Here is a 24,270-nt window from a genome sequence, read left to right on the forward strand (position 1 = left end):
TAAATAAGTATTAAAAAAATAAAATAACTACAAAAAATGTAGAACTATCAGAAATAAAAATAGTTATGAAACTTTGGCAGAATACAGATAAAGATACAAAAACTACTATTGAAAAAATGGTAGAACAATTTACGATAGGGCAAGATACTGTGTGGGATTTATATTTAGCAGAAGCAGATATAAAAGGTTCTATAGCACATACCTCTATGTTACATAAAATAGGATTGTTAAATAATACAGAGTTAAAAGAAGCTCATGATGGATTAGAAGAAATTTTAAAAACGGTACATAATAAAACCTTTCTTATAGAAGACGGAATAGAAGATGTACATTCACAAGTAGAGTTATTATTAACAAAAATGAAAGGAGAAGTAGGGAAAAAAATCCATGCTGGACGCTCCAGAAATGACCAATCATTATTAGATATTAAAATCTTTATAAAATCAGAGATAAAATGTATTGTTCAAAAAATAGAAATTGTATTTAACAGTTTAATTGATTTAAGTGAGAAACATAAAAATGATTTATTACCAGGATATACTCATTTTCAGTTAGCAATGCCTTCTTCATTTGGGTTATGGTTTGGAGCTTATGCTGAAAGCCTATCAGATGATTTAGAACTGATTCTTGCCGCATATTATATGGCAAATAAAAATCCATTAGGTTCAGGAGCTGGTTATGGATCTTCATTTCCTTTAAACCGATCCTTTACAACCTCATTACTTGATTTTGAAACCATGAATTATAATGTTGTTTATGCACAAATGACAAGAGGAAAGATTGAAAAAGTTACCGCTACTGCTTTATCAAGTATAGCATCAACACTGACAAAATTTTCTATGGATGTATGTTTATATATGAATCAAAACTTTGGGTTTATTTCTTTTCCTAAAGAATTAACTACAGGAAGTAGTATTATGCCCCATAAAAAAATCCAGATATTTTTGAATTAATCAGAGCAAAATGTAATAGAATTCAAGCATTACCTAATGAATTAACTTTGTTAACTAATAATTTACCTTCCGGTTATCATAGAGATATGCAGTTAACGAAAGAGTGTTTATTTCCAGCTATTATAAATTTAAAAGAATGTTTAGACATGCTTCAGTTAATGTTAGAAAATATGAGTATTAAAAAAGATATTTTATCAGATGAAAAATATTTAAACCTATTTACTGTTGAAGCAGTTAATGAATTAGTTTTATCCGAATTCCATTTAGAGAAGCCTATAAAATTGTTTCAAAACAAGTTGAAGAGAATGTGTTTATTCACAATAGAAAAATACTTAAACATACTCATGAAGGGAGTATCGGTAATTTACAAAATGATATGATAAAAAAGAATTTATCAGAAATAGAAAAAAAATAATTTAATCTTCTTTCAAATAATAAGCTGTTTCATTTTTTACCATACTCATCACTATGTTGCTATGATATTGACCTATATTAGGGATATTAGCTAATTTATTTGTAACAAAATTATTATAAGCATCAATATCAGTGGTTGCTATTTTTAACATATAATCATAAATGCCTGAAAGACTCGTCACTTCAAGAATTTCAGGCATTTTCATTACCTCTTCCTCGAATTTTTTAGATTCTCGCGAGATTGTTTTTTTAGAGTAATATTGCAATAAGCAAAAAGCTTTATACCTACTTTTGAAGGATTAAGTATAACGGCACTTTTTTTTATAATTCCAGATTCTTCAAGATGCTTAATTCTCTCATAGGTAGGAGTATAAGAAAGTCCAACCATAGCCGCAACATCTTTCACAGAAAGTGTACAATCTTGTTGTAAAATATTCAGAATTTTTGCGTCTATTTTATCCATAAAAAGGAAGTACAATATTATTTACTCTTTTGTTTCTTCTTCTTTTTTCGTAGCAGTTTCTTCTCCCTTAGAAGCTTTTTTGAATTCATTCAAACCACTTCCTAAACCTTTCATTAATTCAGGAATTTTTTTACCGCCAAATAATAATAACAAAGCTGCAATTATTAATATAATTTCAGTTGGACCTAATCTTCCCATATTCTTAAAAATTGTGCAAAAATTGCATTTAAATTATTATGCAAAGATAATAAAGAAAAAACTCAAATGTAATTTTTAACGAATTATTATTCATATACTAAACTACAAGTCTATATTTCCTATATTTGTGATACGTATAAATTGAGTTTATGGCGATACTAAAAAAATTCAACCGCAAAGAATTTCTTGATAAAATTATAACAAAAAGACGTTTAATTATCTTAAATGAAGATACTTTTGAAGAACAATTTTCTCTTCAATTAACTATTTTAAATGTTTTTTTATTACTAACTATTGGAGCTATTTTTTTAATTTCAATCACCACCTATATTATTGCCTTTACCACTTTAAGAGAATATATACCAGGATATTCATCTACTGAATTAAAAGAAAAAGCACTTCTATTAGGTTTAAAATCAGATTCATTAGATTTTGAAATAAAAAAGAATGATGCGTACATCCAATCAGTGAAAAAAGTATTAACAGGCGATTTAGAATACGCTAAAGTAAATAAAGATTCTATTTTAGCTTCAGATTATGTGGATCCTTCTGAGTATGATATGCAAGTCTCTCAAGAAGAAAAAGAATTACGCAAACAAGTAGAAGCAGCAGCAAAAAAAGATAGTAAATAATGTCTATTAAAAGTATAGGAGCGAGAATCTTTGCTTCCATTATTCATCGTAAAACCCAAAAATGGGTTCAGAATCCCATTGCAACGCAACAAAAAGTATTTAAACAGTTACTAGCACAAGCTAAAGATACTCAATTTGGTAAAGATCATTATTTTGATAAAATTTCTAATTATCAAGAATTTGCCATACAAGTTCCAATACGTGATTATGAAGCTTTATGCCCTTATATAAATCAAGTAATAAATGGGAAAGCTAATATTTTATGGAAAGGAAAACCATTGTATTTTGCTAAAACATCTGGAACTACTTCAGGTGCTAAATATATTCCATTAACTAAAGAATCAATGCCATTTCATATTCAAGCCGCTCGAAATGCTATCTTGAGTTATATACACGAAACAGGTAAAGCTCATTTTGTTAATGGAAAAATGATTTTTTTACAAGGAAGTCCTATTTTAGAAGAAAAAAATGGAATAAAACTAGGAAGACTTTCTGGAATTGTAGCTCATTTTGTACCTCAATATTTGCAGAAAAATCGTATGCCTTCTTGGGAAACTAATTGCATAGAAGATTGGGAAATGAAAGTAAATACAGTTGTAGAAGAAACCATTAATGAAAATATGACCGTTATATCAGGAATTCCTTCTTGGGTACAAATGTATTTTGAAAAACTTTCTCAAAAAGCTAAAAAACCAGTTGGTAATATTTTTAAAAATTTTAACCTATTTATTTATGGAGGTGTAAATTATGAACCTTATAGAGCAAAATTTGAAAACTTAATAGGTCGTAAAGTAGATTCTATAGAATTATTTCCAGCTTCAGAAGGATTTTTTGCTTATCAAGATTCACAAAAAGAAAAAGGAATGTTATTGCTTTTAAATTCAGGAATTTTTTATGAGTTTATTAAAGCAGACGATTTTTTCAACCCTAACCCACGTCGTTACACAATTGGAGAAGTAGAGCTTAATATAAATTACGTTTTAATTATATCTACTAATGCTGGATTATGGGCATACAATATTGGTGATACAGTACAATTTACTTCCTTAAACCCATATAGAATAATAGTTACAGGAAGAATTAAACATTATATTTCAGCTTTTGGAGAACATGTTATAGGAAAAGAAGTTGAAACTGCTTTAGAAGAAGCCATGAAAGACTCAACTATTACTATAAATGAATTTACAGTAGCACCTCAAATTAATCCAACAGAAGGATTACCTTATCATGAATGGTTTATTGAGTTTGAAAATGAGCCTTTAGATATCGAAAATTTTGCTCTAAAAATTGATCAAGCTATGCGTAAACAAAATGTTTACTATGATGATTTGATTACAGGTAATGTATTAAAAAACCTTGTTATTACTAAGGTTGTAAAAAATGGTTTTCAAGATTATATGAAGTCAATAGGAAAGTTAGGAGGGCAAAATAAACTACCGCGTTTAAGTAATGATCGTAAGATTGCTGATTTTTTAAATAAAAAAGCCTCCTGATTATAGGCAAGAGGCAACCTAAATGTTTTCACAACGGAATAATCCTTATTGTGAATTGCTTTCAAATTTTGTTATACGAATATACATTTTTTCGATCTTAAAAAATAGTTTTAGTTTATTTTTTATAATAATATTGTTATAAATAAATAAACTAATGAGGAAATTTAACTTAGGATTAGATATAGGCACCAATTCTATTGGTTGGGCTCTAGTAAATAAAGACTATGAAAATAAAAAAGGCAAAATTATAGCAGCAGGGAGTAGGATCATTCCTATGCCCCAAGATATTTTAGATAAATTTGGTTCAGGAGTTATTACTGAAACACAAACAGCACTACGTACAGATTATCGTAGTAAACGTAAATTAATACAAAGATTCTTATTAAGAAGAGAACGTTTACATAGAGTTTTAAATGTACTTGATTTTTTACCTAAACATTATGCTCAAAGTATTGATTTTCAAAAGCACTTTGGTAAATTTCTACCTAATACAGAACCTAAGTTAGCATATAATAAAAATCAATTTTTATTTGAAAATTCTTTTCTTCAAATGCTAAAAGAATTTCAAGAAAAACATCCTGAATTATATACTGATAATAAAAAAATTCCATACGATTGGACTATTTATTATTTAAGAAAAAAAGCCTTAAATCAAAAAATAGAAAAACAAGAATTAGCTTGGTTATTACTTCAATTTAATCAAAAAAGAGGATATAATCAATTAAGAGATGAAGAAGAACAAAATATACCTAATAAAAAAGTAGAATATTATTCTTTACAAGTTATAGAAGTTATACCAGATGAAGCTAAAGAAGGAAATGATAAAATATGGTACAGTATTAATTTAGAAAACGGTTGGACTTATAGACGAGAAAGTAAAATACCTTTATTTAACTGGAAAGGAAAAGTAAAAGATTTTATTGTAACTACTGATTTAAATCAAGATGGCTCTATAAAAAAAGACAGAGAAGGAAAAGAAAAAAGAAGTTTTAGAGCTCCTAGTGAAGGAGATTGGACTCTACTTAAAAAGAAAACTGAAAATGAAATTCAAGCATCAGGGAAAACCCTTGGAGTTTATATTTATGATGCCTTACTTAATAATCCAAATCTTAAAATAAAAGGAGCTTTTATAAGAACCATTGATAGAAGTTTTTATAAAGAAGAACTTCAACAGATTATTACTAAACAAAAAGAATATCACAAAGAACTTAATAATTCTAAACTATATAAGGCTTGTATAGAAGAACTATATCCTAAAAATGAAATATATAAAAGTATACTTAAAAATAAAGACATTGCCCACTTATTTATTAATGATATTTTATACTATCAACGCCCTCTAAAAACGCAAAAATATAACATAGGGAAATGTACTTATGAAAGTAGAATATTTAAAAAAGAAGGTAAAAAAATTGCAGAATTTATTCCAGCAGTTTCTAAATCTCATCCATTATTTCAAGAATTTCGGTTATGGCAATGGATAAAAAATCTTAAGATATATGAAAAATTATCTAGTGATAATTGTACTGATCTTTTTCTTACTAATGAGAAAGATTTTGAAGATCTTTTTGAATTCTTATGGAATAAAAAAGAAATTGATCATAAAGGAATTTTAGAATATTTAATAAGAACAAAATTTCCGGATTTAAAACCAAAACAAATTAAAATCAAGATAAAAGAATATCGTTGGAATTATGTATATGATCATGAAAAAGATGAATCAAAAAGCTATCCCTGTGGAGAAACTTATTTTTTGATAAAAAGTAAACTAGATAGGATTAATAATATTGAAAGTAATTTCTTAAGCAAAGAAAAACTTTATAATCTCTGGCATATTATTTATTCAGTAACAGACAAAAAACAATATGAAAAAGCTTTAATAAAATTTGCTCTAAAAAATAATATTGATAGTAAGCTTTTTGTTAATAGTTTTAAAAGAATTCCCCCTTTTAAAAATGATTATGCTATTTATTCTTTAAAAGCAATCAATAAATTATTACCATTAATGAGAGTAGGCAAGTACTGGAATTATGATACTATTGATACAGCTACAAAACAAAAAATTCAATCTATAATTAATGGGGAAGAAGATAATACCATTTCTACTTTAGTTAGAGAAAAAACAATTCATTTTTCAAAAGAAAGTGATTTTAAAAACTTACCCCTTTGGTTAGCGGGATATATAGTATATAATACTCATAATGAAAGTACTGAAATTGAAAAATGGCAGTCCCCTCAAGATATAGATACTTTTCTAAAAAACTTTAAGCAACATGCTTTAAGAAACCCTATTGTAGAACAAGTAATAACAGAAACCCTTCGAGTAGTAAGAGATATATGGTTAAAAAAAGGAGGAGGAGAAAAAGATTTTTTTAATGAAATACATATTGAATTAGGAAAAGACTTAAAAAATCCTATTGATAAACGTAGAAAATTATCAAGTACTAATATAAAAAACGAATCAACAAATACCAGAATAAAAGCACTTCTTACAGAGTTATTTAATCAAGGAATTGAAAATATCAGACCTAACGCTCTTAAGCATCAAGAAATTCTTAAAATATTTGAAGAAAGTGTTTTAAATTCAGGAATAGACATAGATGAAGATATACTTAAAATTAGTAATATAGCCCAACCTACTAAAAAGCAACTACAATATTATGTACACTGGCTAGAAGAAAAATATAAATCACCTTATACAGGTCAAATCATTCCTTTAAGTAAACTATTTACCTCTGACTATGAAGTAGAACATATTATACCTAGAAGTAAATATTATGATGATAGCTTATCAAATAAAGTAATATGCGAAACAGAAATAAATAGATTAAAAAATAATCAATTAGGATATGAATTTATTAACAATCATGAAATAAGAGAAATTACTTTACAAGAAGGTAAAACAATAAGATTATTAAGTCCAGAACAATATTTAAATTTTGTTAATACCTATTATGCAAAAAATAAAGCCAAAAGAAAAACTCTTTTACTAGAAGAGCTTCCTATAGAAATGGTGGAAAGACAACTAAATGACACACGTTACATAAGTAAGTATGTTATGCAATTATTGTCTAAAATAGTAAGAAAACAAGATGGTACAGATAATGGTTTAAACTCAATAAATGTACTATCTGTTTCAGGAAAAATGATCAGAGCTCTTAAAAATGATTGGGAACTTAATGATATTTGGAACGATTTATTACTTCATCGTTTTGACAGATTAAACAGTATAACAAATACTAACTTATTTACCACTTATAGTGAACAAAAGCAAAAAATGATTCCTATTGTACCTGATCAATATGCAAAAGGATTTCATAAAAAAAAGTTAGATCATCGTCATCATGCACTAGATGCAATCATAATAGCTTGTATAACTCGTAATCATATTAATTATATGAACAATCAGAATATACAAGGTGGAAAAAATAAAAAGATTAAAATAGATAAACAATGTTACCGCGAAATATTTCAAAAATCACGTCTTGAGATAAGAGCACAGTTGTGTCAAAAAAAATACAATGATCATGATCAAACTAATTATAATTGGGTTTTTATAAAACCTTGGAAAGATTTTACAAAAGAAACTAAAGAAGTTTTAGAATCTATTATTCCTTCCTTTAAACAAAATTTAAGGATTATAAACAAAACAGTAAATTATTACGAAAAGTATAATGAAAATGGGAAAAAAGTAAAAATAAGACAGACTAAAGGAGATAACTGGGCAATTCGTAAACCATTACATAAAGAAACCATTTCAGGAAAAGTATATTTGTCCTATAAAATACCAGCAAAAGGAAAAATTTTAACAGCAACTCGTAAATTTTTAGATACCACTGTAGATTTAAAATCTATTGAAAAAATTACAGATACAGGAATTCAAAAAATACTTAAAAACTATTTAGAATATAAAGGAACTCCTGAGTTAGCTTTTTCACCAGAAGGGATAGAAGAATTAAACACTACTATCGAACAATATAATGATGGTTTTGCTCATAAACCCATTTATAAAATACGTATTTATGAAGAAGGAGTAAAATTTCCTTTAGGAACTAAAGGAAATAAAAAAATAAATATGTAGAAGCAGAAAAAGGAACTAATCTGTTTTTTGCTATTTATAAAGATCAAGAAAATAATCGCTATTTTGAAACAATTCCCTTTAATGACGTTTTAGAAACTTTAAAACAAGGGTTGCCAGCAGTTTCCGAAAAAAATCAAATGGGTAATACTCTAGTTTTTGCTTTATCTCCTCAAGATTTAGTATTTGTTCCTACATTAGAAGAAGTAGAAAATCCTGATCTTGTTGATTTTAAAAATCTAACAAAACAACAAACTAATAGGATTTATAAAATGGTAAGCTCTTCTGGAAAGCAATGCTTTTTTATTAAAGCAGAAGTAGCAACATCTATTATTAATAAAATGGAATTCACAACCTCTAATAAAATGGAAAATTCCATAGAAGGAATCCAAATTAAATCTAACTGTTGGAAACTTAAATTAGATAGATTAGGTACCATAACAAGAGTAACTAAATAAAGCCCTCACATTTTATCTATATTGTTTAACCTCTGTAAAAGTAAAGGAAAGGACAAACATTTTTTTGTTTGTCCTAGCCGTTAATATAAAAACTTTAGTTTTATAATTAAAAATTTATTAAAAAAACATACGAACCATATTTATTATCAATTATAAACCCTTTGTTTCTGTTATGTTTATTATATTAAATATTTCATAAAAAGATGAAATAAAGTTTAGACAATAGTGTTTTTTGATAAAATAGAGTAATCGTAAAAAGAATATTAACAAAAAAATGGTCAATCAAGTTCTTATCCAAAAAATAAAAAACTTCATTAACCAATTTAATTGTACTTTTTAAAAAACATCAAAAGTATTTTGATTTTCAATTTCCTCTCTTAACAGAGATTATAATTCATTATGAAAATATCAAGATTTGAAAGCAATTCACAACAAATAAAAAAACTGATTAAAAGGGTTTCGAGTTGTGATATATCACAAAGGTACAAAAATTTGAAAGCAATTTACAACTGTAATATCTGTTAAAAAAATCATAATAACACATGTAATTTCCTACAAAAATAAGAAAAAACAATAAAAAAGCAAAATAAAAAAACCTAACAAGGTTGTCTTTTCTTATTGTTAGTTTATCCTCCTCCTAAAAAAACATTATCTAAAAAGCTAAAAAAACAATAAAACCTTAATATTGATAAGAATTAATAAATTATGTTGGTAAATATTTAATTATTATGAAAATGTTAGAAAATAAAATAAATAAAAAATAATAAAACACAAGGTGTAATTAAGGTCTAATTTTTTATATTTGAAACTATGAATAACAATTGGTCCAGATACAAAGTTAAAAAAGGTGATACGCTAGAATCAATAGCAAAAGAAATAGGTATTAGCCATCAAGCACTTAGACGCCATCATAATACCTATTGTAAAAAAAAATACCTAATAGAGTATAATCATTTAAAAGGGATAGAAGAAATACTACTACCCTCCATTGAAGAGCTTGAAAAGCTTCTAGAATTTGAAAAAAAACAGAGCCTCTTAGTAATTTACCTTTGTATTACCTACCTAAAAATTTTTACAAAAAACAATATGATGTAGAAGAAACAATTCAAGAAATTACATCAGACACCTTTACAATACATTCCAGTATTGATATAGAAATAATAGACAATAAAAACGGCTATATAGTGTCCTTTAGAAAAAAAGACCATGAGTTATCAGAAGATAAAATCACTCTACTATCATTAGCCTGTATAAAAACAATTTATCCAATAGAATTTACCATACGACCACAAGGGCAAATAATAGATATAAATAATCATTCAGCAATAATAGCTAGATTCAAAAAAAGTAAATCAGCACTATTAGATTATTATACAGGAGAAATAAATCAAGAATATATTAATAAATTCGAGAGGAATTTAATAGACAAAAAAACACTTCTAAAAAGTTACTGTTCAACATTATTATATCAAATTTTATTTCCTAATATGAGTTGGTTTAGTCAAGAAGATAAAAAAGATTATTTCTACTTTCATCCCAATTCCTATAATGTAGAATGTAATTTTAGCACTCAATATGATTTTGAAAATTCAGACTATATAAAAACGACAATCAAATCAAATTATATAGAAGGAAATAGCTTTCAAGAAATATTACGAAGAAAAGTTATTGAATACCCTAACGAAACAAGACAAACTCAAGAAGAAACCCCATCAGATTGGATAGCAGAAATAGAACTAACGTATTACACTTCCAAACAAAACAAAGAACTGATAAAAGCACAAGGTCAAGTAATACTATCAAATAATGAAGTAGTCTATATGAAACATACATTAAATCTAGGCTAACAAAAACTAAAAACACTGAAAAAACTAAACTAAATAAAGTCTGTATATGAAAAAATATATAGTACAAAAAGGAGATACCTTTTCATCCGTTGCAGAAAAATTTGGAGTAAAAGATGGAGACCACCTTCGAGCATATCATAACCTATATTGTCGCCTAGATGATTTATTAGGACCTCAAGTTATTGAAGGAAAAGAACTACTCATACCAAACGAGCCTCCTTATATGAAACAACAAGAGAGTTCAGAAATTAGATCTAATACTACTGATATGGTTTCAGTTAGCCAAGTTGAAGAAACGCTAAAGAAAGAATCAGAGAAAAAAACGGCAGAGAGCAGTAATCAAACATCAACTTCCAGTCCACACGAAGGAAAACATTTTGTAGTACAAAAAGGCCAATGTCAATGTAATCAAGGCTTTCAATTTCCATCATTTAAAGTTACAAGCCAAACAAAACACTATTGGAACGATTCAGAAGGCTCATCAGATTATCTAGCTGTAACAGAAGAAGACCTTCAATTAGATCCACCAGCACAACCTTTTGGTCAATGCAAACTAAAACCTACCTCAGGAGGATATTTACCTTGTTCTTTTTCAGCAGCTGGTAAATGGACTAAAACCTATGATAAAGTAAAGATTTTAGATAAAAAGTGTGTAACTGAACTTTCAGAACTAATGTGTAGTACAGGAGGTAAAATTACCATTTTTAAACATGGTCAAGAAAGTCAAACCAGTAAAGAAGATGTTGCAAAAGCCAATCCAAGTCAACAACATCTGTACAATCCTATTATAAATTTTGAAGAATATCAAGAAGAAACCACAAACAATAGTAACGAAGCTTGGTAATAAAAAAATAGATTTATTATGAAAAAAGGAGTTTCAGTAATGTCTGGAAACGTATCTCCCATAGTAGGTGAAAAATATACCTATCATATAGAAGAATGGTATCCAACTACCCCTACATCGGAAAGACAAGCAGAAAAAGTCACTTGGGAACTGTTCAAGAAAAGAAGTAATGGACAATTTACCACTACTCATATAAAGAAAAAAGGCGATAGTAGTTTTACCTTTGGTGAAGCCTCAATAGGAGAAACCTATCGTTTAGAAGGATACCTACATCAACCCGAAGGAGGAGGATTAATAATAAAACCAAAAGGGAATAGAACCCCTAAAATAGGAAAAATAGACTTACACTACGTAGATGATAACAAAGGTAATATTTTTAGTTTTACGGAAAAACTACGAGCAAAAGCTCATTGTATCAATATGTTGAATAAAGAAGTAATATTTACCCTATGGGAAGACGATGCTAAAGGATCAGGGCATAAAGATTCAAACAAAATAATAGATACCAAAAAATCAAGAGTAAACAAATATGGAGAAGCAGTAGCTGAATTTACCCTTACACAAGCATTAATAAAAAAGCCTTGGAAGGGGAGTCAGATATAAAAGAACTAGAATTTTATGTAACAGTAGAATATTATAAGAAAAAGAAACATGCCAGTGAAAACCTAGAAATAAAAAATCCACATTCCACACCAAGAGAAATAACATCAAGTTCTAGTACACATCAAATAAAAAAAGCCAAAGGCTCACCAGCAGAACAAAAACCAGCGAGTAAAAAAGAAGAAAAAGGATTATTAAGTAGTCTTTCAGATGGTTTTAGCGAAATGTGGGATTGGGCAGAGAGCTTCGGAAAAGCTAAAAGAGATAAGCCCCATACCGTTCAAATTTCAAAAGAAAAAAGTCCAGTATTAGTAGGAATCGATCAGGTAAATAAAAAAGAAGAAAAAAGAAATGATGGCAAATGTCCTAATTGCGATAAAGATATTACAGCCATTGAATTAAAACAAATTTTTACAGATGCTGATCAAGCTACTCTTACAAAAGTAGCTACGATATACTCAAAATATATGAAAGAATTAAATATGAATACCTGCTGGAACAAAGCACATTTCTTTGCTCAAGCACGTATAGAATCTGGATCTGGATTACATGTGAAGAGTGGAGAGAATTTTAATTGGTATTGGAAATCACTAATAAAAGAATTTAGTGCTTTTCAAAGTGAAGAAGGTAAAATTAATGCTAAAAAATGGGGAAGAGAAGAATTAAAACCTGCCCTCCCTGCAGTAACTTTAGAAAATCAGAAAAAAATTGCTAACTGGGCATATAGCCATAAATTTAGTAAAGGTAAAGAATTGGGTAATAGTCAAGAGAATGATGGATGGAATTTTAGGGGGAAAGGATTGTTACAACTAACAGGTAGATCTGCGTATGAATATGCAAATACTTATACTAAGAAAGAAGGAGCTGATATAATTTCTAATCCTGATTTAGTGGTAAGTAATGTTTCTATTGCTGTTTTGTCTTCGATGGCATTTTGGAAGTGGAAAAGTTTAAATACTTCATCAAACTTAACTAAAGATGTTATAAATAAAATTTGCCCTAAAGTTGGTAAAAATACGAGTGTTACTGGGAGGGATGGTAAATGTTCTACTAATCACGAAGAAAAGAAAAAAATATTTGACGGATCAACTTCAGAAGTTTTTAAAATTGATGAATGTAGGTTAGGAAAATCCTTAAATAAAAATAATGAAAAAGGAACCGTAATATTCATTTCAGGAAAAGGGTCTAAATATATATCAAGTTGGCTTGTTTATAAAACTGACGTTTATTTGAATATGACTTTAGATACATTTAAAAAATTAAAAAGAAAAGAGGATTTACCTAATCCAGATTTTACAACTTTCCTTTCTAGAGATGCACATGGTGATAAGGAGAAATATGGAAAGCATTCTGATAAAAGATATGGAACAGGAAATGAGACCCCTCCTGGGGAATATTATTTAATACCAGCTACTCCAGGACAAAGTTATAAAATGTATATCAGTTCTGATGGAAAATCTCCATCAATAAAAGGTCCAGACGGAAATAGAGATGGTGTAGCGATTCATCAATATTCTCCTAAATTTGCGATTGGTTGTTTAACAACAGTTACTGGAAAAGATACTAGTATAGTAAATAAATTACTAAATATTTTAAATGATTTACCCTTAAAGGATGATAAGCCGGTAAGAATTATTCTAGAAGAGAGAAAAGTTAAAGAAGAACAATGGAACAATAACAAAATAGGTACAATAAAATGGACAGGAATATTATAAACTTTTTGAATTTAATAGTAATTACAATAGTAATAATGTCATGCAAAGACAATAATAACAACAATGATATGGTTGAAAAAGATAATAATCAAAAAATTGAATATAGAAATAATACTTTTAAGGATGGAGAAATGCAAGTAAATTTTGAAGAGTTTATAAATAAAAATGCTTCTCTAATTGAAGAAAAAATAATAAAACGTGGATTTATTAAACCAAATTTAAAATTTTTTATAGAAAGAATTAAAGTAGTTTATGGCTGGGATATTGAAAAATACAGAAATGTGATTGTATTGCAAAAAGATTTGATGCCTGAAATAGTTATAAAAGACAAATGTCTAATATATGTAGAAGGAGAAAATGAAGAAATAGAAGGTGAATTACTTTTTCATTATAATCAATTCATAATCAATAATAATTCTGTATCTTTTAATTGGCTTAAAAATCATAGGCCTGATCTATTAATTTCGTTAGTTAAAAATTTTGATTATATAGGTGATGATGAAGTTTTGGAATTTGTATTTAAAAAAATTGATTTCAATAATAAAATAGATGTAAATGATTTAATTTTTGATTATAAAGATCAAAAATACATATTAAGAAAATCAATGATTAATAAGATAAGAGAAATAAAATATAAAAATCAAAGAATTAATTCATTTTCAGATAGTATCGAAGGTGATTTTTTTAATACAATTCCAGATATTGTCAATACCATTGATGAAAAAGGAAATGAATATGAAAAAAAAGAATATGTTATTGCTTTTTTGCTTAATGAATTATGTACGTCTGGTAATACTGATTTTTTATATACATATTTCAATAGAAAACCATTTTTTTTAAAGTTATTAATTAATAATGATTTCTATAATTTTTCAAAATTAAAAGATTTTTCTACTTTAATATATGATTCGGACTCTAAAAATGAAGTTTTTAGAATTTATGATAAAGATGGTTATACAAATTTAAGAAAAGGTAAAAGTTCGAGTTCAGAGATTATTGGTAAAATTAATACAGGAACAGAAATTTTTATTTTAGATGAAAATGATAAAGATTGGTGGTTAATTGAAACTACAATAGGAGAACAAGGTTATATACACAAATCTAGAATTGTAAAGAAAAAATAAAAACGGCTTTTGCCGTTTTTATTTTATAGATCAAATATGTTAGAATATAGATAACACTACAAAAAAACTGTGTAAATAAAACAAGCTGCTAGAGGTTTTAGAATATTTCATGAATAAAAAAACATAAAATTCTTATAGTATAAAATTTTAGGAATTTATAGGTTAGAAAAGCTAAAGAGTAATACTAATAGAATAAATTGTAATTTGAATTATAAAAAAGATGAATTATTAATATATAGGAACTTCAAAATTGTATTTAATAATTTTAATATTCTAAAATTAATAAAAAAGAACAAAAATTTATCTTGATTTGGAATAAGTATATTTTATAATTAACACATTAAAAATCATTTTTATAATGTTATGACTAAGATAATTGTACTTTTATCCCTAAAAAGAATCAAATCTATCAGTAAATTATTGATACAATAAATTAATTTATGAATAAAATTTTTAAGCTCTTCTTCCTAATTGGAACTATAGCTACTGCTCAAATAAAAGGAAAAGTAGTAGATGTTAATAATCATCCTATTCCTTATGTAAATATTGGAGTACAAAATGAAAAAATAGGAGCAACTACGGATGAAGACGGAAGTTTTTATTTACCTATAAAAGAAGAAAAAATGATTGTTTTTTCAGCTTTAGGTTATGAAAAAAAGATATTATCATCTTCTGCTATTCAAACAGTACAAATGATTTCAACCACTTATCAACTTAATGAAGTAGTTATCATTAATAAAAAAGAAACTAGAACTTTTGAATTATCCATGGCAAATGGTATTGCTCAAGCATTTGAAAATGGACCTAAAATAGACGCTATTTATTTTCCTTATGATTCTAAGGTGAAGAAAAATAGATACTTAAAAAAAATTGGATTGTTTACAGAAAGTAATATCGAAACCGCTAGTGTGAAGATACATTTTTATACAGTAAAACCAGATGGATTACCTGGTGAAGAATTATTGACTAAAGATTTAGTTGTTCAAGTTAAACAAGGAAGTCGTAAGTCTTATTTTGATATTTCTGATCGTAATTTAGTATTTCCAAAAGAAGGTCTATTTGTTGCTGTAGAACGTTTGCTAATAGAAAAAAATAAATGGATTAAAAATACCACAGCTATTGATGGTAGCTTAAAAACACAAACTATTTATTTTCCCTTACTTTTTTATAATTTCGTAGAAAAAGATTTTACTTATACTTATTACGGAGGAACTTGGTATAAAGAATTTAAAAAAATAATAGATCCAACTTCAAAAAGTCGAGTTTTTGAACCCGCAATCAGCCTAATATTGACAAATTAAAAATAATTAAAATTCCTTACAATAACTAAAGATTATATGGTTTACTATTGTAAGGAATTTTCATAAAATGAAGTGCCTTATTTTCCTATTAGCAACAATTCATTTATGATGATTTCTGTTGAATTACGTTTTTCTCCGTTTTTGTCTTCCCAATTTCTATACGTAATTTTTCCTTCTACCATTATTTCTTTTCCTTTAGTTACAAAATTTTCAATGATTTCAGCTGTTTTACCCCAAGCAGTAATATAATGCCATTGTGTATCAGTAATTTTTTTCTTTATTTTCATTATAATAAACTTCATTAGTCGCTAATGTTAGTTTAGCTAATTTTCGTCCTCCCTCAAGAATTTTAATCTCAGGTTCTTGTCCTACGTGTCCAATTAATTGTACTTTGTTTCTTAATGTATTCATGGCGTTTATAATTTTAAATATTTGTATTAGTTTTAAAAACAGTTTAGTTTCATTTGTTTAACATTGCAAATTTGTATAAGTTTTTCATAATGATTCGGTTATCAATTATTTATTATCGATTGTAATTATTTGTTGTCGCTTACAAATGTTTTTTTTAATATCTTTATGTTCAAAAAAATATAATACTGGAAATACTAAAACTTTCCATATGTCAATTATATTTTGATCCTAATCTTTCAAATGAAGTGTTAATAGGGTGGATAAAGATATTTTTCAAAGTTTTCCACATCAATGAGAAAAAATGGCTTCTGATTTATCTATCGAGAAACTAAATTGATGCTATCATCTTGGTTAGATTATTAAATAAATAATATATTATTGCGCAGATAGTCCTATAAATAGTTTTATGTGATTTAAATTAGGATTAATAGAAGACATGCTTGTTATAAAAGCATAGGATTATGTATGGGACTGTAATCATCGACCCGTATAAAATAAGCTTTGTATTATCAAGGGAAACTTAATAATAGTATAATAACTGGATTAGATGTGAAAATTATTTTTTATATCTATTTTCCTCTTATTTATCCCAAGATATAGAAAAGATAATGATTCTAAATGAATTAAGTTTCTGGAAAAGTATAAATTAATATTTTAAATAATTTTTTAAGGAAGATATCTCTAAAAATAATTAGAAAATAGGAGTAGATATGAAACAATGTTTAGAATGTAATGAAAATTTTATGGGTCGTGAAGATAAGAAATTTTGTAGTGATGCTTGTCGTAATGCTTATAACAATCGAATGAATAAAGATAGTACTAATTTAATGCGTAATATTAATAATAAACTCCGGAAAAATTATAGGATATTAAGTGAACTTAATTTAGAAGGTAAGACGAAAATTAATAGGACAAAATTAATGAGTAAAGGCTTTGAATTTGAGTATTTTACTTCTATATATACTACTAAAACAGGTAATGTTTATTATTTTTTATATGATCAAGGATATAGAGTTCTTGATCATGATTTTTATATTTTAGTTAAAAGAGAATCTTAAATAATGATTTATAAATACAACACAATTTCAATATTAGGCTGTGGTTGGTTAGGATTACCACTAGCTGAAAATCTAGTTTTAAAAGGACTATCAATAAAAGGTTCTACCACATCTGTAAATAAACTAGAGGTTTTAGAAAAATTGAAAATACAACCTTATTTAATTCAATTGTTTGAGAATAGGGTTACAGAAAACATTTCAGAATTTTTAAAAGAATCAGATCTTCTTATTATTATGATACCACCTAAGTTAAGGAAAAATAATGATGAAAATTTTATTGCTAAAATTCAAAAAATTATTCCTTATATAGAAACTTCTAATATTTCTAAAGTACTTTTTATAAGTTCTATTTCTGTGTATGGAGATACTTTTAAAAAGGTTACAATAACTGAAAAAGATATTGTTATTCCTAGTACCGAAGCAGGACGACAATTATTAAAAGTAGAACAATTATTACAAAAAAATCAGAAATTTAAAACAACTATTTTGCGTTTAGGAGGTTTAATAGGTGAAGATAGACACCCTGTGATATACTTAGCAGGAAAAGAAAATTTAGAAAATCCAGAAGCAGCAGTAAATTTGATTTCTCAAACAGATTGTATACAAATTATTGAGAAGATGATATATTCTAATACAGTATGGGGAAATGTATTTAATGCTGTAGCTCCTTTTCATCCCACTCGAAAAGAATACTACACAGACAAAGCGGTGCAAAACAATTTAAAAATACCGAAATTTGTTAATTCAGATACACAAGGTAAAATAATTGATTCTACCTTATTAATAGAAAAATTACCATATGAATTTAATCTAGATCTTTATTAATGAAACTAATTCAAAAGATACAATCCTTAGGATTACCAGTTTTAGCCCTTATATGGGTTTCTTTTTTCTTTGGTACAACTTGGTTAGCCTCTAAACAAGGAGTAAAAGCAATGCCTGCTTTGCAATTAGTAGCTATAAGACAGTTTATAGCAGCTTTTATTTATATAAGTTATTTTTGGTTTAAAAAGATGCCATGGCCTAAAGCAAAACAGTGGCGTACTATTTTAATCTTGAGTGTTTTAAACTTTGTTTTAAGTAATGGACTTAGTACCTGGGGAGTAAAATATATTTCTAGTGGCTTAGGTGCCGTAATTGGGGCTATTTTCCCGTTATGGATAGTCATTATCAGTTTTTTTAATGGTGAGCGATTATCAAAATTAGCTGTTCTAGGATTATTAGTAAGTTTTAGTGGAGTATGTGTAGTATTTTCTGATTATTTAGCTGATTTTATTAGACCTGATTTTCAATTTGGGATTTTACTTTCTGTTTTAGCCACTATTACTTGGGCTATAGGTAGTATGTACACTAAAAAGAAAGCAAAAAATTTTAACCCTTATTTTAGTTTAGGATTACAAATGCTTATTTCTAGTATTTTACTATTTGCATATACAGGTGCTACAGGAACTTCTATTAGTTTGTTTCAAATACCATCACAAGCATGGTGGTCTATTGTTTATTTAGTTGTATTTGGCTCCATTACTACTTTTATAGCACTGGTATACGCATTACAACATTTACCTACTGAAATAAGTAGTATTTATGCTTATGTAAATCCCATTGTTGCTGTAATATTAGGAGATATTATTTTTAATGAACCCTTTACAATTACATTAGGAATAGGCGTAGTTATTGTTATTCTTGGGATTTATTTGATCAATAAAGGTATTAAAAAAACCTCGAAATAAAACAGCATATTATTAATTTTAAAAAAGATCAATCATTATAAAATATGAGAAAATTATCATTCCAGTTGTTATTACTCCCTTTGGTAATGAACACGATAGCACAGGATAAAAAAAATCAAGTTTTACCTAATGAAAACTTGATTACTGAAAATATTTCATCCATCTCAAAAGAATTAGCTCAAAAAGTAAAAAAATATACTGAATCCAGAGGAGCAGGTTTATTAGCAATACATCCAATAAAAGAGGAGATAATAATTTCTACTCGTTTCGGTTCAACAAATCAATTACATAAAATCATACAACCTTTAGGTGCTCGAAAACAAATTACATTTTTTGAAGAACCTATTTCTAGTGCATCTTATGAACCAACTAAAGGAGAATATTTAATTTATAGTCGTGATATAGGAGGAAACGAATTTGGACAACTCTATAAGTTAGATTTAAAAACAGGACTGTCAACTTTATTAACAGATGGAGGACGTTCTCAAAACGGAAATGTAACTTGGGAAAAAAATGGAATAGGATTTTATTATTCTTCAACCAAACGAAATGGGGCTGATCGTGATATTTATTATATGAATCCTAATAATTCCACATCAACAAAATTAGTTCTAGAAGTAAAAGGAGGAGGTTGGAATATAGAAGATATTTCAGAAGATGGAAAAAAACTTTTAATTACTGAAAGTATATCTGCTAATGAATCACATGTTTGGATATTCGACACAACAACTAATAAAATAGAGCAGATTACCAATAGAACTGATAAAGGAATTGTACAATCAAATCCAAGTTTTTCAAATAATCCTGATGAAATTTTGTTTACAACAGATCGTGATAATGAATTTCGCCGTTTAGCAACATTTAATATTAAAACAAAAAAAATTACATATTTTACTAGCATCATTCCTTGGGATATAGAAGCATATGAATTTAGTCAAGATAAAACGAAATTAGTTTTTATGACAAATGAAGGAGGATTACATAAATTGTATTTGATGGATACTAGAACTAAACAATTTAGAATAATTCCTAATCTTCCTGTAGGATTAATTAATGGAGTAAAATTTGCTAATGATAATCAAAATATTTTCTTTTCACAATCTACCGCTAATTCTTCTTCAGATGTCTATAAATTAAATTTAAAAACAAGTAAAATTACACCTTGGACAGAAAGCGAATTAGGAGAAATGCAAAAATCAGATATGTCTACTCCTAAACTGGTTGAATGGAAAAGCTTTGATGGAATGAGTATTTCAGGGTTTTATTATCCTGCTTCAAAAAAATTTACAGGAAAAAGACCTGTTATGATTAATATACACGGTGGTCCTGAAGGACAATCTTTAGCAACATTTTTGGGAGCAAATAATTACTATACAAATGAAATGGGGATAGCCTTGATTTATCCTAACGTTAGAGGATCATCAGGATTTGGAAAAACCTATTTAGCCAAAGATAATGGTTTTTTAAGAGAAGATTCTGTTAAAGATATTGGAGCTCTTCTAGATTGGATTGCTCAACAACCAGATTTAGATAAAGATAGAATTATGATTATGGGAGGAAGTTATGGTGGTTATATGACTTTAGCTACTGCCTTTCATTATGCTGATAGAATTCGTTGCAGTGTAGATGTCGTTGGAATTTCTAATTTTAATACTTTTTAAAAAAATACAGAAGATTATCGTCGTGATTTACGTCGTGTAGAGTATGGTGATGAGAGGGATCCTAAAATGTATGAATTTTTAGATAAAATTTCCCCTATGAATAATACAAATAAAATTAAAAAACCAATGTTTATTATTCAGGGAACAAATGATCCTCGTGTACCTGTATCCGAAGCTACTCAAATGCGTGATAAGTTAAAAGAACAAGGAAATATCGTTTGGTATTTAGAAGCAAAAGATGAAGGACATGGTTTTCGTAAAAAAGCTAATGTAGATTTTCAACGTTTAGCTGTTATAAGATATATTGAAGAATATTTATTAAAGTAATCTTATAAAAAATTAAACGCCCAGTAAAACTTATTGGGCGTTTGTTTTTAATGTATAAATAAAGCTTTTAATTCTGTAGCCTCATCTGGTTTCATTTTTCCAGCTAAAACAAGACTCAATTGTTTTCTTCTTAGAGCCGCATCATATCTTGATTTTTCTTCTTCTGTTTCAGGTATTATTTGAGGAACTTCAACGGGTCTGCCTGTTTCATCTACCGCTACAAATGTATAAATTGCCTCATTTGCTTTAGTACGATTACCTGATTCACGATCTTCAATCCATACATCTAAAAATATTTCCATAGAAGAATTAAAAGCTCTAGAAACTTTTGCTTCAATAGTAACAACACTTCCTAAAGGAATTGATCGATTAAAAGCAACGTGATTTACAGAAGCAGTAACTGTAATTCTTCTAGAATGTCTTCTAGCAGCTATACTCGCTGCACGATCCATTCTAGCTAAAAGCTCACCACCAAATAAATTATTTAATGGATTAGTTTCACCAGGTAATACTAAGTCGGTAATAACAGTTAAAGATTCTGAAGGGTATTTAGGATGCATAATTTAAACTTTTTACAAAGATATAATGTTTTTATTATATAAAAATTAAAAAAGCCTTCACTTTAGAAGGCTTTTTTGTGAATTATAAATTTTTTATTAATAACCAGGCTTCGGGGTTATCTTTTTCTTGAATTGTGGTTAGTTGATGTTGAGCATCTGTATAAGTAGCATAACTACCATAAAAAACTGGAAATAAGCCTTGTTCATTTTGTGGCATAATTTTAGCTTTAGAAAAACCTTTAGCTTTTAATTCATTTACTGTACGTTCGGCATTTGATAAACTTCTAAAAGAACCTGCTACTAAATGAAAAGCTAATGTTTTTTTTTCAGTACTGAGATTAACAGGGTTTTCTATAAAAAAAGTAGCTTCTTGTAATTTCGTTTCTACTTCTTTTTGAACTTCCTTTTGAACTAGTATTGATTTAGACTGTTCTTGTTGTTCAAGATAACCTAAATAACCAAAAGTTCCTGCACCTGCACCCACTGTTAGTATTGCTGTATATTTTAAGAAATTCTTGAAAGGATTTTTCTTCTCAGGGATGATACTAAGTGTTGTTTCCTCTAGTTCTTCCTCTTCCAGTATTGGAAGAGTTTCTTGAGGAACTATAGATTTTAATACTTCACGCTTAATAGAAGGAGATACTAAAGACGTGAGTCCAAATGATGAGGTTAAATAATTAGTGTGTTCAAAAGCCTCAAATACAATATGATTTTCAATATTATATTTCAGAATTCCAATGTTTTTTAGTATAATGAATTCACGTTTCAATAGCTTTTGTTCCCACTCTTTTACTAAAGAATCTAATTTAGCAACGGCCATTATATAACTTATACCTTCTTGTAGGGCTATATGATTAGCTAATAAACCATCATTATTTTTTATATAACTATTAAAAGAAACCACTTTTTTAGGAGGAAAAAAAGTAGTTGTATTTTCTTGTACAGTAGTTGTTATAGTTTCAGTCAAAAAAGCCCCTAGATTAGGTACAATTACACATTGGTAACGATAAAGTAACTCGGATATATAGTGTTCGATATTCATCTATTTTTAATAATATTTTTCAAAGATAACCCCACAACTATCAGAATTATCTCTTTTTAATCATAAGCATTTGAGTAAGTAAATTCAAAAGGTTTCTGATTTAATTAGGAGCAAAATTATAAATTACAAGCCAAAATAAAAATTTTATTAACAAATGTTATCAACAATTTAAAAAAATATGTAACTTGTAGTATTATTATTTATACGCCATGTTACATACTGATTTATTTTATGCCTTAGCTCTTTTAAATACTGAAGGAGTAGGAGACGTTATAGCGAAAAGATTGATATTGAATTGTGGATCAGCAGAAGAAGTCTTTAAAACAAGATCAACTCATTTAGCTAAAATTGAGGGAGTGGGAAGTTTTTTAATACAAAATTTAAAAAAATCTGACTCCTTTACCAAAGCTGAAAAAGAATTAAAATTCTTATTAAAAGAATCTATTAATGTATGGTATTTTCAAGATTCATTATACCCAACCAGATTAAAAGAATGCTATGATGCTCCCGTTTTGTTATTTACAACAGGAAATATTCATTTAGAGAATCCAAAAATCATTAGTATTGTTGGTACTCGGCAAGTAACACCTCAAGGAATTGATTTTTGTAGAAAATTCATTCAAGATTTAGCACCTCTTAATCCCATTATTGTAAGCGGATTTGCTTATGGAGTCGATATAGCAGCTCATCAATGTGCTATTGAATGTGGCTTACAAACAATTGCTGTTTTAGCACATGGTTTAAGTCAGATTTACCCTAAACCTCATAAAAAATATATCCGAAAAGTTGAAGAAAATGGAGGATTTATAACGGAATTTTTTAGTACAACCAATCCTGATAGAGAAAACTTCGTAAAAAGAAATCGAATAGTTGCTGGTATTTCAGAAGCCACTTTAGTTATTGAAAGTGCGGAACAAGGTGGTTCATTACTAACTGCTCAAATGGCTAATAATTACCATCGTGAAGTTTTTGCTGTTCCAGGAAGAGTAACTGATAAATATAGTAAAGGCTGTAATGATTTGATTAAGACGAACAAAGCACAATTGTTAACAAATACAGCGGATTTAGTTTATCATTTAAATTGGGATTTGAAAAAATCAACAAAAGCAATACAAAAACAACTTTTTATTAATTTAACAGAAGATGAACAATCTATTTTTGATTATTTACAAAAACAAGGAAAGGAACATTTAGATCGTATTGCAATTGATTCTGATTTAACAGTTTTTAAATTATCTTCCTTACTACTTAATATGGAATTAAAAGGAGTAATACGGTCTTTACCTGGGAAATATTTTGAGATAATCTAAAAATCAATACCTTTGCCATTGAATTCTTCCATTTAGAATTCATCACACGTT

At 27.6% G+C, this 24,270-nt stretch carries 20 protein-coding genes and 3 pseudogenes; 17 read left to right on the top strand and 6 right to left on the bottom strand.

The window, feature by feature from the left end; genetic code table 11:
- Positions 1–65: 65 nt before the first annotated feature.
- Positions 66–1,368 (top strand): annotated as a pseudogene (argH, locus tag JJC03_RS05390) (argininosuccinate lyase).
- Between the two features lies 1 nt (position 1,369).
- Here the strand turns inward: argH and JJC03_RS17415 are convergent.
- Genes JJC03_RS17415 through tatA form a run of 3 tightly spaced genes read right to left on the bottom strand, consistent with a single transcriptional unit; the run spans position 1,370 to position 2,028 of the window.
- Positions 1,370–1,567, bottom strand: a complete 198-nt coding sequence (locus JJC03_RS17415) for an Lrp/AsnC ligand binding domain-containing protein (RefSeq protein ID WP_258932331.1) — start codon at positions 1,565–1,567, stop codon at positions 1,370–1,372.
- 5 nt (positions 1,568–1,572) lie between these two features.
- On the bottom strand, positions 1,573–1,830 hold the full coding sequence (locus tag JJC03_RS17420; RefSeq protein WP_258932333.1) for an Lrp/AsnC family transcriptional regulator: 258 nt from the start codon (positions 1,828–1,830) through the stop codon (positions 1,573–1,575).
- Between the two features lie 21 nt (positions 1,831–1,851).
- On the bottom strand, positions 1,852–2,028 hold the full coding sequence (gene tatA / locus JJC03_RS05400; protein WP_088400396.1) for a twin-arginine translocase TatA/TatE family subunit: 177 nt from the start codon (positions 2,026–2,028) through the stop codon (positions 1,852–1,854).
- A 149-nt stretch (positions 2,029–2,177) separates the two neighbouring features.
- On the opposite strand from tatA, the gene JJC03_RS05405 reads away from it, so the two are divergent.
- The 11 genes from JJC03_RS05405 (at position 2,178) to JJC03_RS05450 (ending at position 16,120) form a co-directional block, all read left to right on the top strand.
- Entirely contained in the window at positions 2,178–2,660 is a 483-nt protein-coding gene (locus JJC03_RS05405) for a peptidase (protein WP_088400394.1), read from the top strand.
- Positions 2,660–4,153 carry a GH3 family acyl-acid amido synthetase gene (locus tag JJC03_RS05410; protein ID WP_235874148.1) on the top strand — a complete coding sequence of 498 codons (1,494 nt, stop codon included), beginning with the start codon at positions 2,660–2,662 and terminating at the stop codon, positions 4,151–4,153. Before JJC03_RS05405 ends, JJC03_RS05410 begins: the two co-directional genes overlap by 1 nt.
- Positions 4,154–4,307: 154 nt before the next feature.
- On the top strand, positions 4,308–8,234 hold the full coding sequence (gene cas9 / locus JJC03_RS05415) for a type II CRISPR RNA-guided endonuclease Cas9 (RefSeq protein ID WP_309597753.1): 3,927 nt from the start codon (positions 4,308–4,310) through the stop codon (positions 8,232–8,234).
- 137 nt (positions 8,235–8,371) lie between these two features.
- On the top strand, positions 8,372–8,689 hold the full coding sequence (locus JJC03_RS18675; RefSeq protein ID WP_309597754.1) for a hypothetical protein: 318 nt from the start codon (positions 8,372–8,374) through the stop codon (positions 8,687–8,689).
- An 810-nt stretch (positions 8,690–9,499) separates the two neighbouring features.
- Positions 9,500–9,784, top strand: a complete 285-nt coding sequence (locus JJC03_RS05420; protein WP_235874149.1) for a LysM peptidoglycan-binding domain-containing protein — start codon at positions 9,500–9,502, stop codon at positions 9,782–9,784.
- On the top strand, positions 9,739–10,536 hold the full coding sequence (locus JJC03_RS05425) for a hypothetical protein (RefSeq protein WP_235874150.1): 798 nt from the start codon (positions 9,739–9,741) through the stop codon (positions 10,534–10,536). The genes JJC03_RS05420 and JJC03_RS05425 overlap by 46 nt, the downstream gene beginning before the upstream one ends.
- 46 nt (positions 10,537–10,582) lie before the next feature.
- On the top strand, positions 10,583–11,380 hold the full coding sequence (locus JJC03_RS05430) for a PAAR-like protein (RefSeq protein ID WP_088400386.1): 798 nt from the start codon (positions 10,583–10,585) through the stop codon (positions 11,378–11,380).
- 18 nt (positions 11,381–11,398) lie between these two features.
- Positions 11,399–11,983, top strand: a complete 585-nt coding sequence (locus tag JJC03_RS05435; protein ID WP_235874151.1) for a hypothetical protein — start codon at positions 11,399–11,401, stop codon at positions 11,981–11,983.
- Positions 11,962–13,695, top strand: a complete 1,734-nt coding sequence (locus JJC03_RS05440; RefSeq protein ID WP_235874152.1) for a glycoside hydrolase family 19 protein — start codon at positions 11,962–11,964, stop codon at positions 13,693–13,695. Before JJC03_RS05435 ends, JJC03_RS05440 begins: the two co-directional genes overlap by 22 nt.
- Before the next feature lie 35 nt (positions 13,696–13,730).
- A complete protein-coding gene (locus JJC03_RS05445; protein WP_165764256.1) occupies positions 13,731–14,819 on the top strand; it encodes an SH3 domain-containing protein in 1,089 nt (362 codons plus the stop codon).
- A gap of 440 nt (positions 14,820–15,259) precedes the next feature.
- A complete protein-coding gene (locus JJC03_RS05450) occupies positions 15,260–16,120 on the top strand; it encodes a carboxypeptidase-like regulatory domain-containing protein (protein ID WP_088400300.1) in 861 nt (286 codons plus the stop codon).
- Positions 16,121–16,197: 77 nt separating this feature from the next.
- Here JJC03_RS05450 and JJC03_RS05455 read toward each other — a convergent pair.
- Positions 16,198–16,531 (bottom strand): annotated as a pseudogene (locus JJC03_RS05455) (single-stranded DNA-binding protein).
- 710 nt (positions 16,532–17,241) lie between these two features.
- On the opposite strand from JJC03_RS05455, the gene JJC03_RS05460 reads away from it, so the two are divergent.
- The 4 genes and pseudogenes from JJC03_RS05460 (at position 17,242) to JJC03_RS05475 (ending at position 21,307) form a co-directional block, all read left to right on the top strand.
- On the top strand, positions 17,242–17,589 hold the full coding sequence (locus tag JJC03_RS05460) for a hypothetical protein (RefSeq protein ID WP_088400304.1): 348 nt from the start codon (positions 17,242–17,244) through the stop codon (positions 17,587–17,589).
- 3 nt (positions 17,590–17,592) lie between these two features.
- The gene (locus JJC03_RS05465; RefSeq protein ID WP_088400306.1) at positions 17,593–18,414 is read left to right on the top strand and encodes a Rossmann-fold NAD(P)-binding domain-containing protein; all 822 of its coding nucleotides are present in this window, start codon (positions 17,593–17,595) and stop codon (positions 18,412–18,414) included.
- Complete coding sequence (locus JJC03_RS05470) at positions 18,414–19,319, top strand: DMT family transporter (RefSeq protein ID WP_235874153.1); 906 nt, start codon at positions 18,414–18,416, stop codon at positions 19,317–19,319. The genes JJC03_RS05465 and JJC03_RS05470 overlap by 1 nt, the downstream gene beginning before the upstream one ends.
- Positions 19,320–19,405: 86 nt before the next feature.
- Positions 19,406–21,307, top strand: a pseudogene (locus tag JJC03_RS05475) (S9 family peptidase).
- Between the two features lie 47 nt (positions 21,308–21,354).
- On the opposite strand, the gene JJC03_RS05480 reads toward JJC03_RS05475, so the two are convergent.
- A complete protein-coding gene (locus JJC03_RS05480) occupies positions 21,355–21,867 on the bottom strand; it encodes an acyl-CoA thioesterase (protein ID WP_088400312.1) in 513 nt (170 codons plus the stop codon).
- An 82-nt stretch (positions 21,868–21,949) separates the two neighbouring features.
- A complete protein-coding gene (locus JJC03_RS05485; RefSeq protein ID WP_088400314.1) occupies positions 21,950–22,909 on the bottom strand; it encodes an HU domain-containing protein in 960 nt (319 codons plus the stop codon).
- Between the two features lie 209 nt (positions 22,910–23,118).
- Between JJC03_RS05485 and dprA the strand changes: the two genes are divergently transcribed.
- Positions 23,119–24,219 (top strand): DNA-processing protein DprA, encoded by a 1,101-nt coding sequence (gene dprA / locus JJC03_RS05490; protein ID WP_088400316.1) that lies wholly within the window; start codon positions 23,119–23,121, stop codon positions 24,217–24,219.
- Positions 24,220–24,270: the final 51 nt, after the last annotated feature.

The organism is Flavobacterium oreochromis (assembly GCF_019565455.1).
Taxonomy (GTDB): domain Bacteria; phylum Bacteroidota; class Bacteroidia; order Flavobacteriales; family Flavobacteriaceae; genus Flavobacterium; species Flavobacterium oreochromis.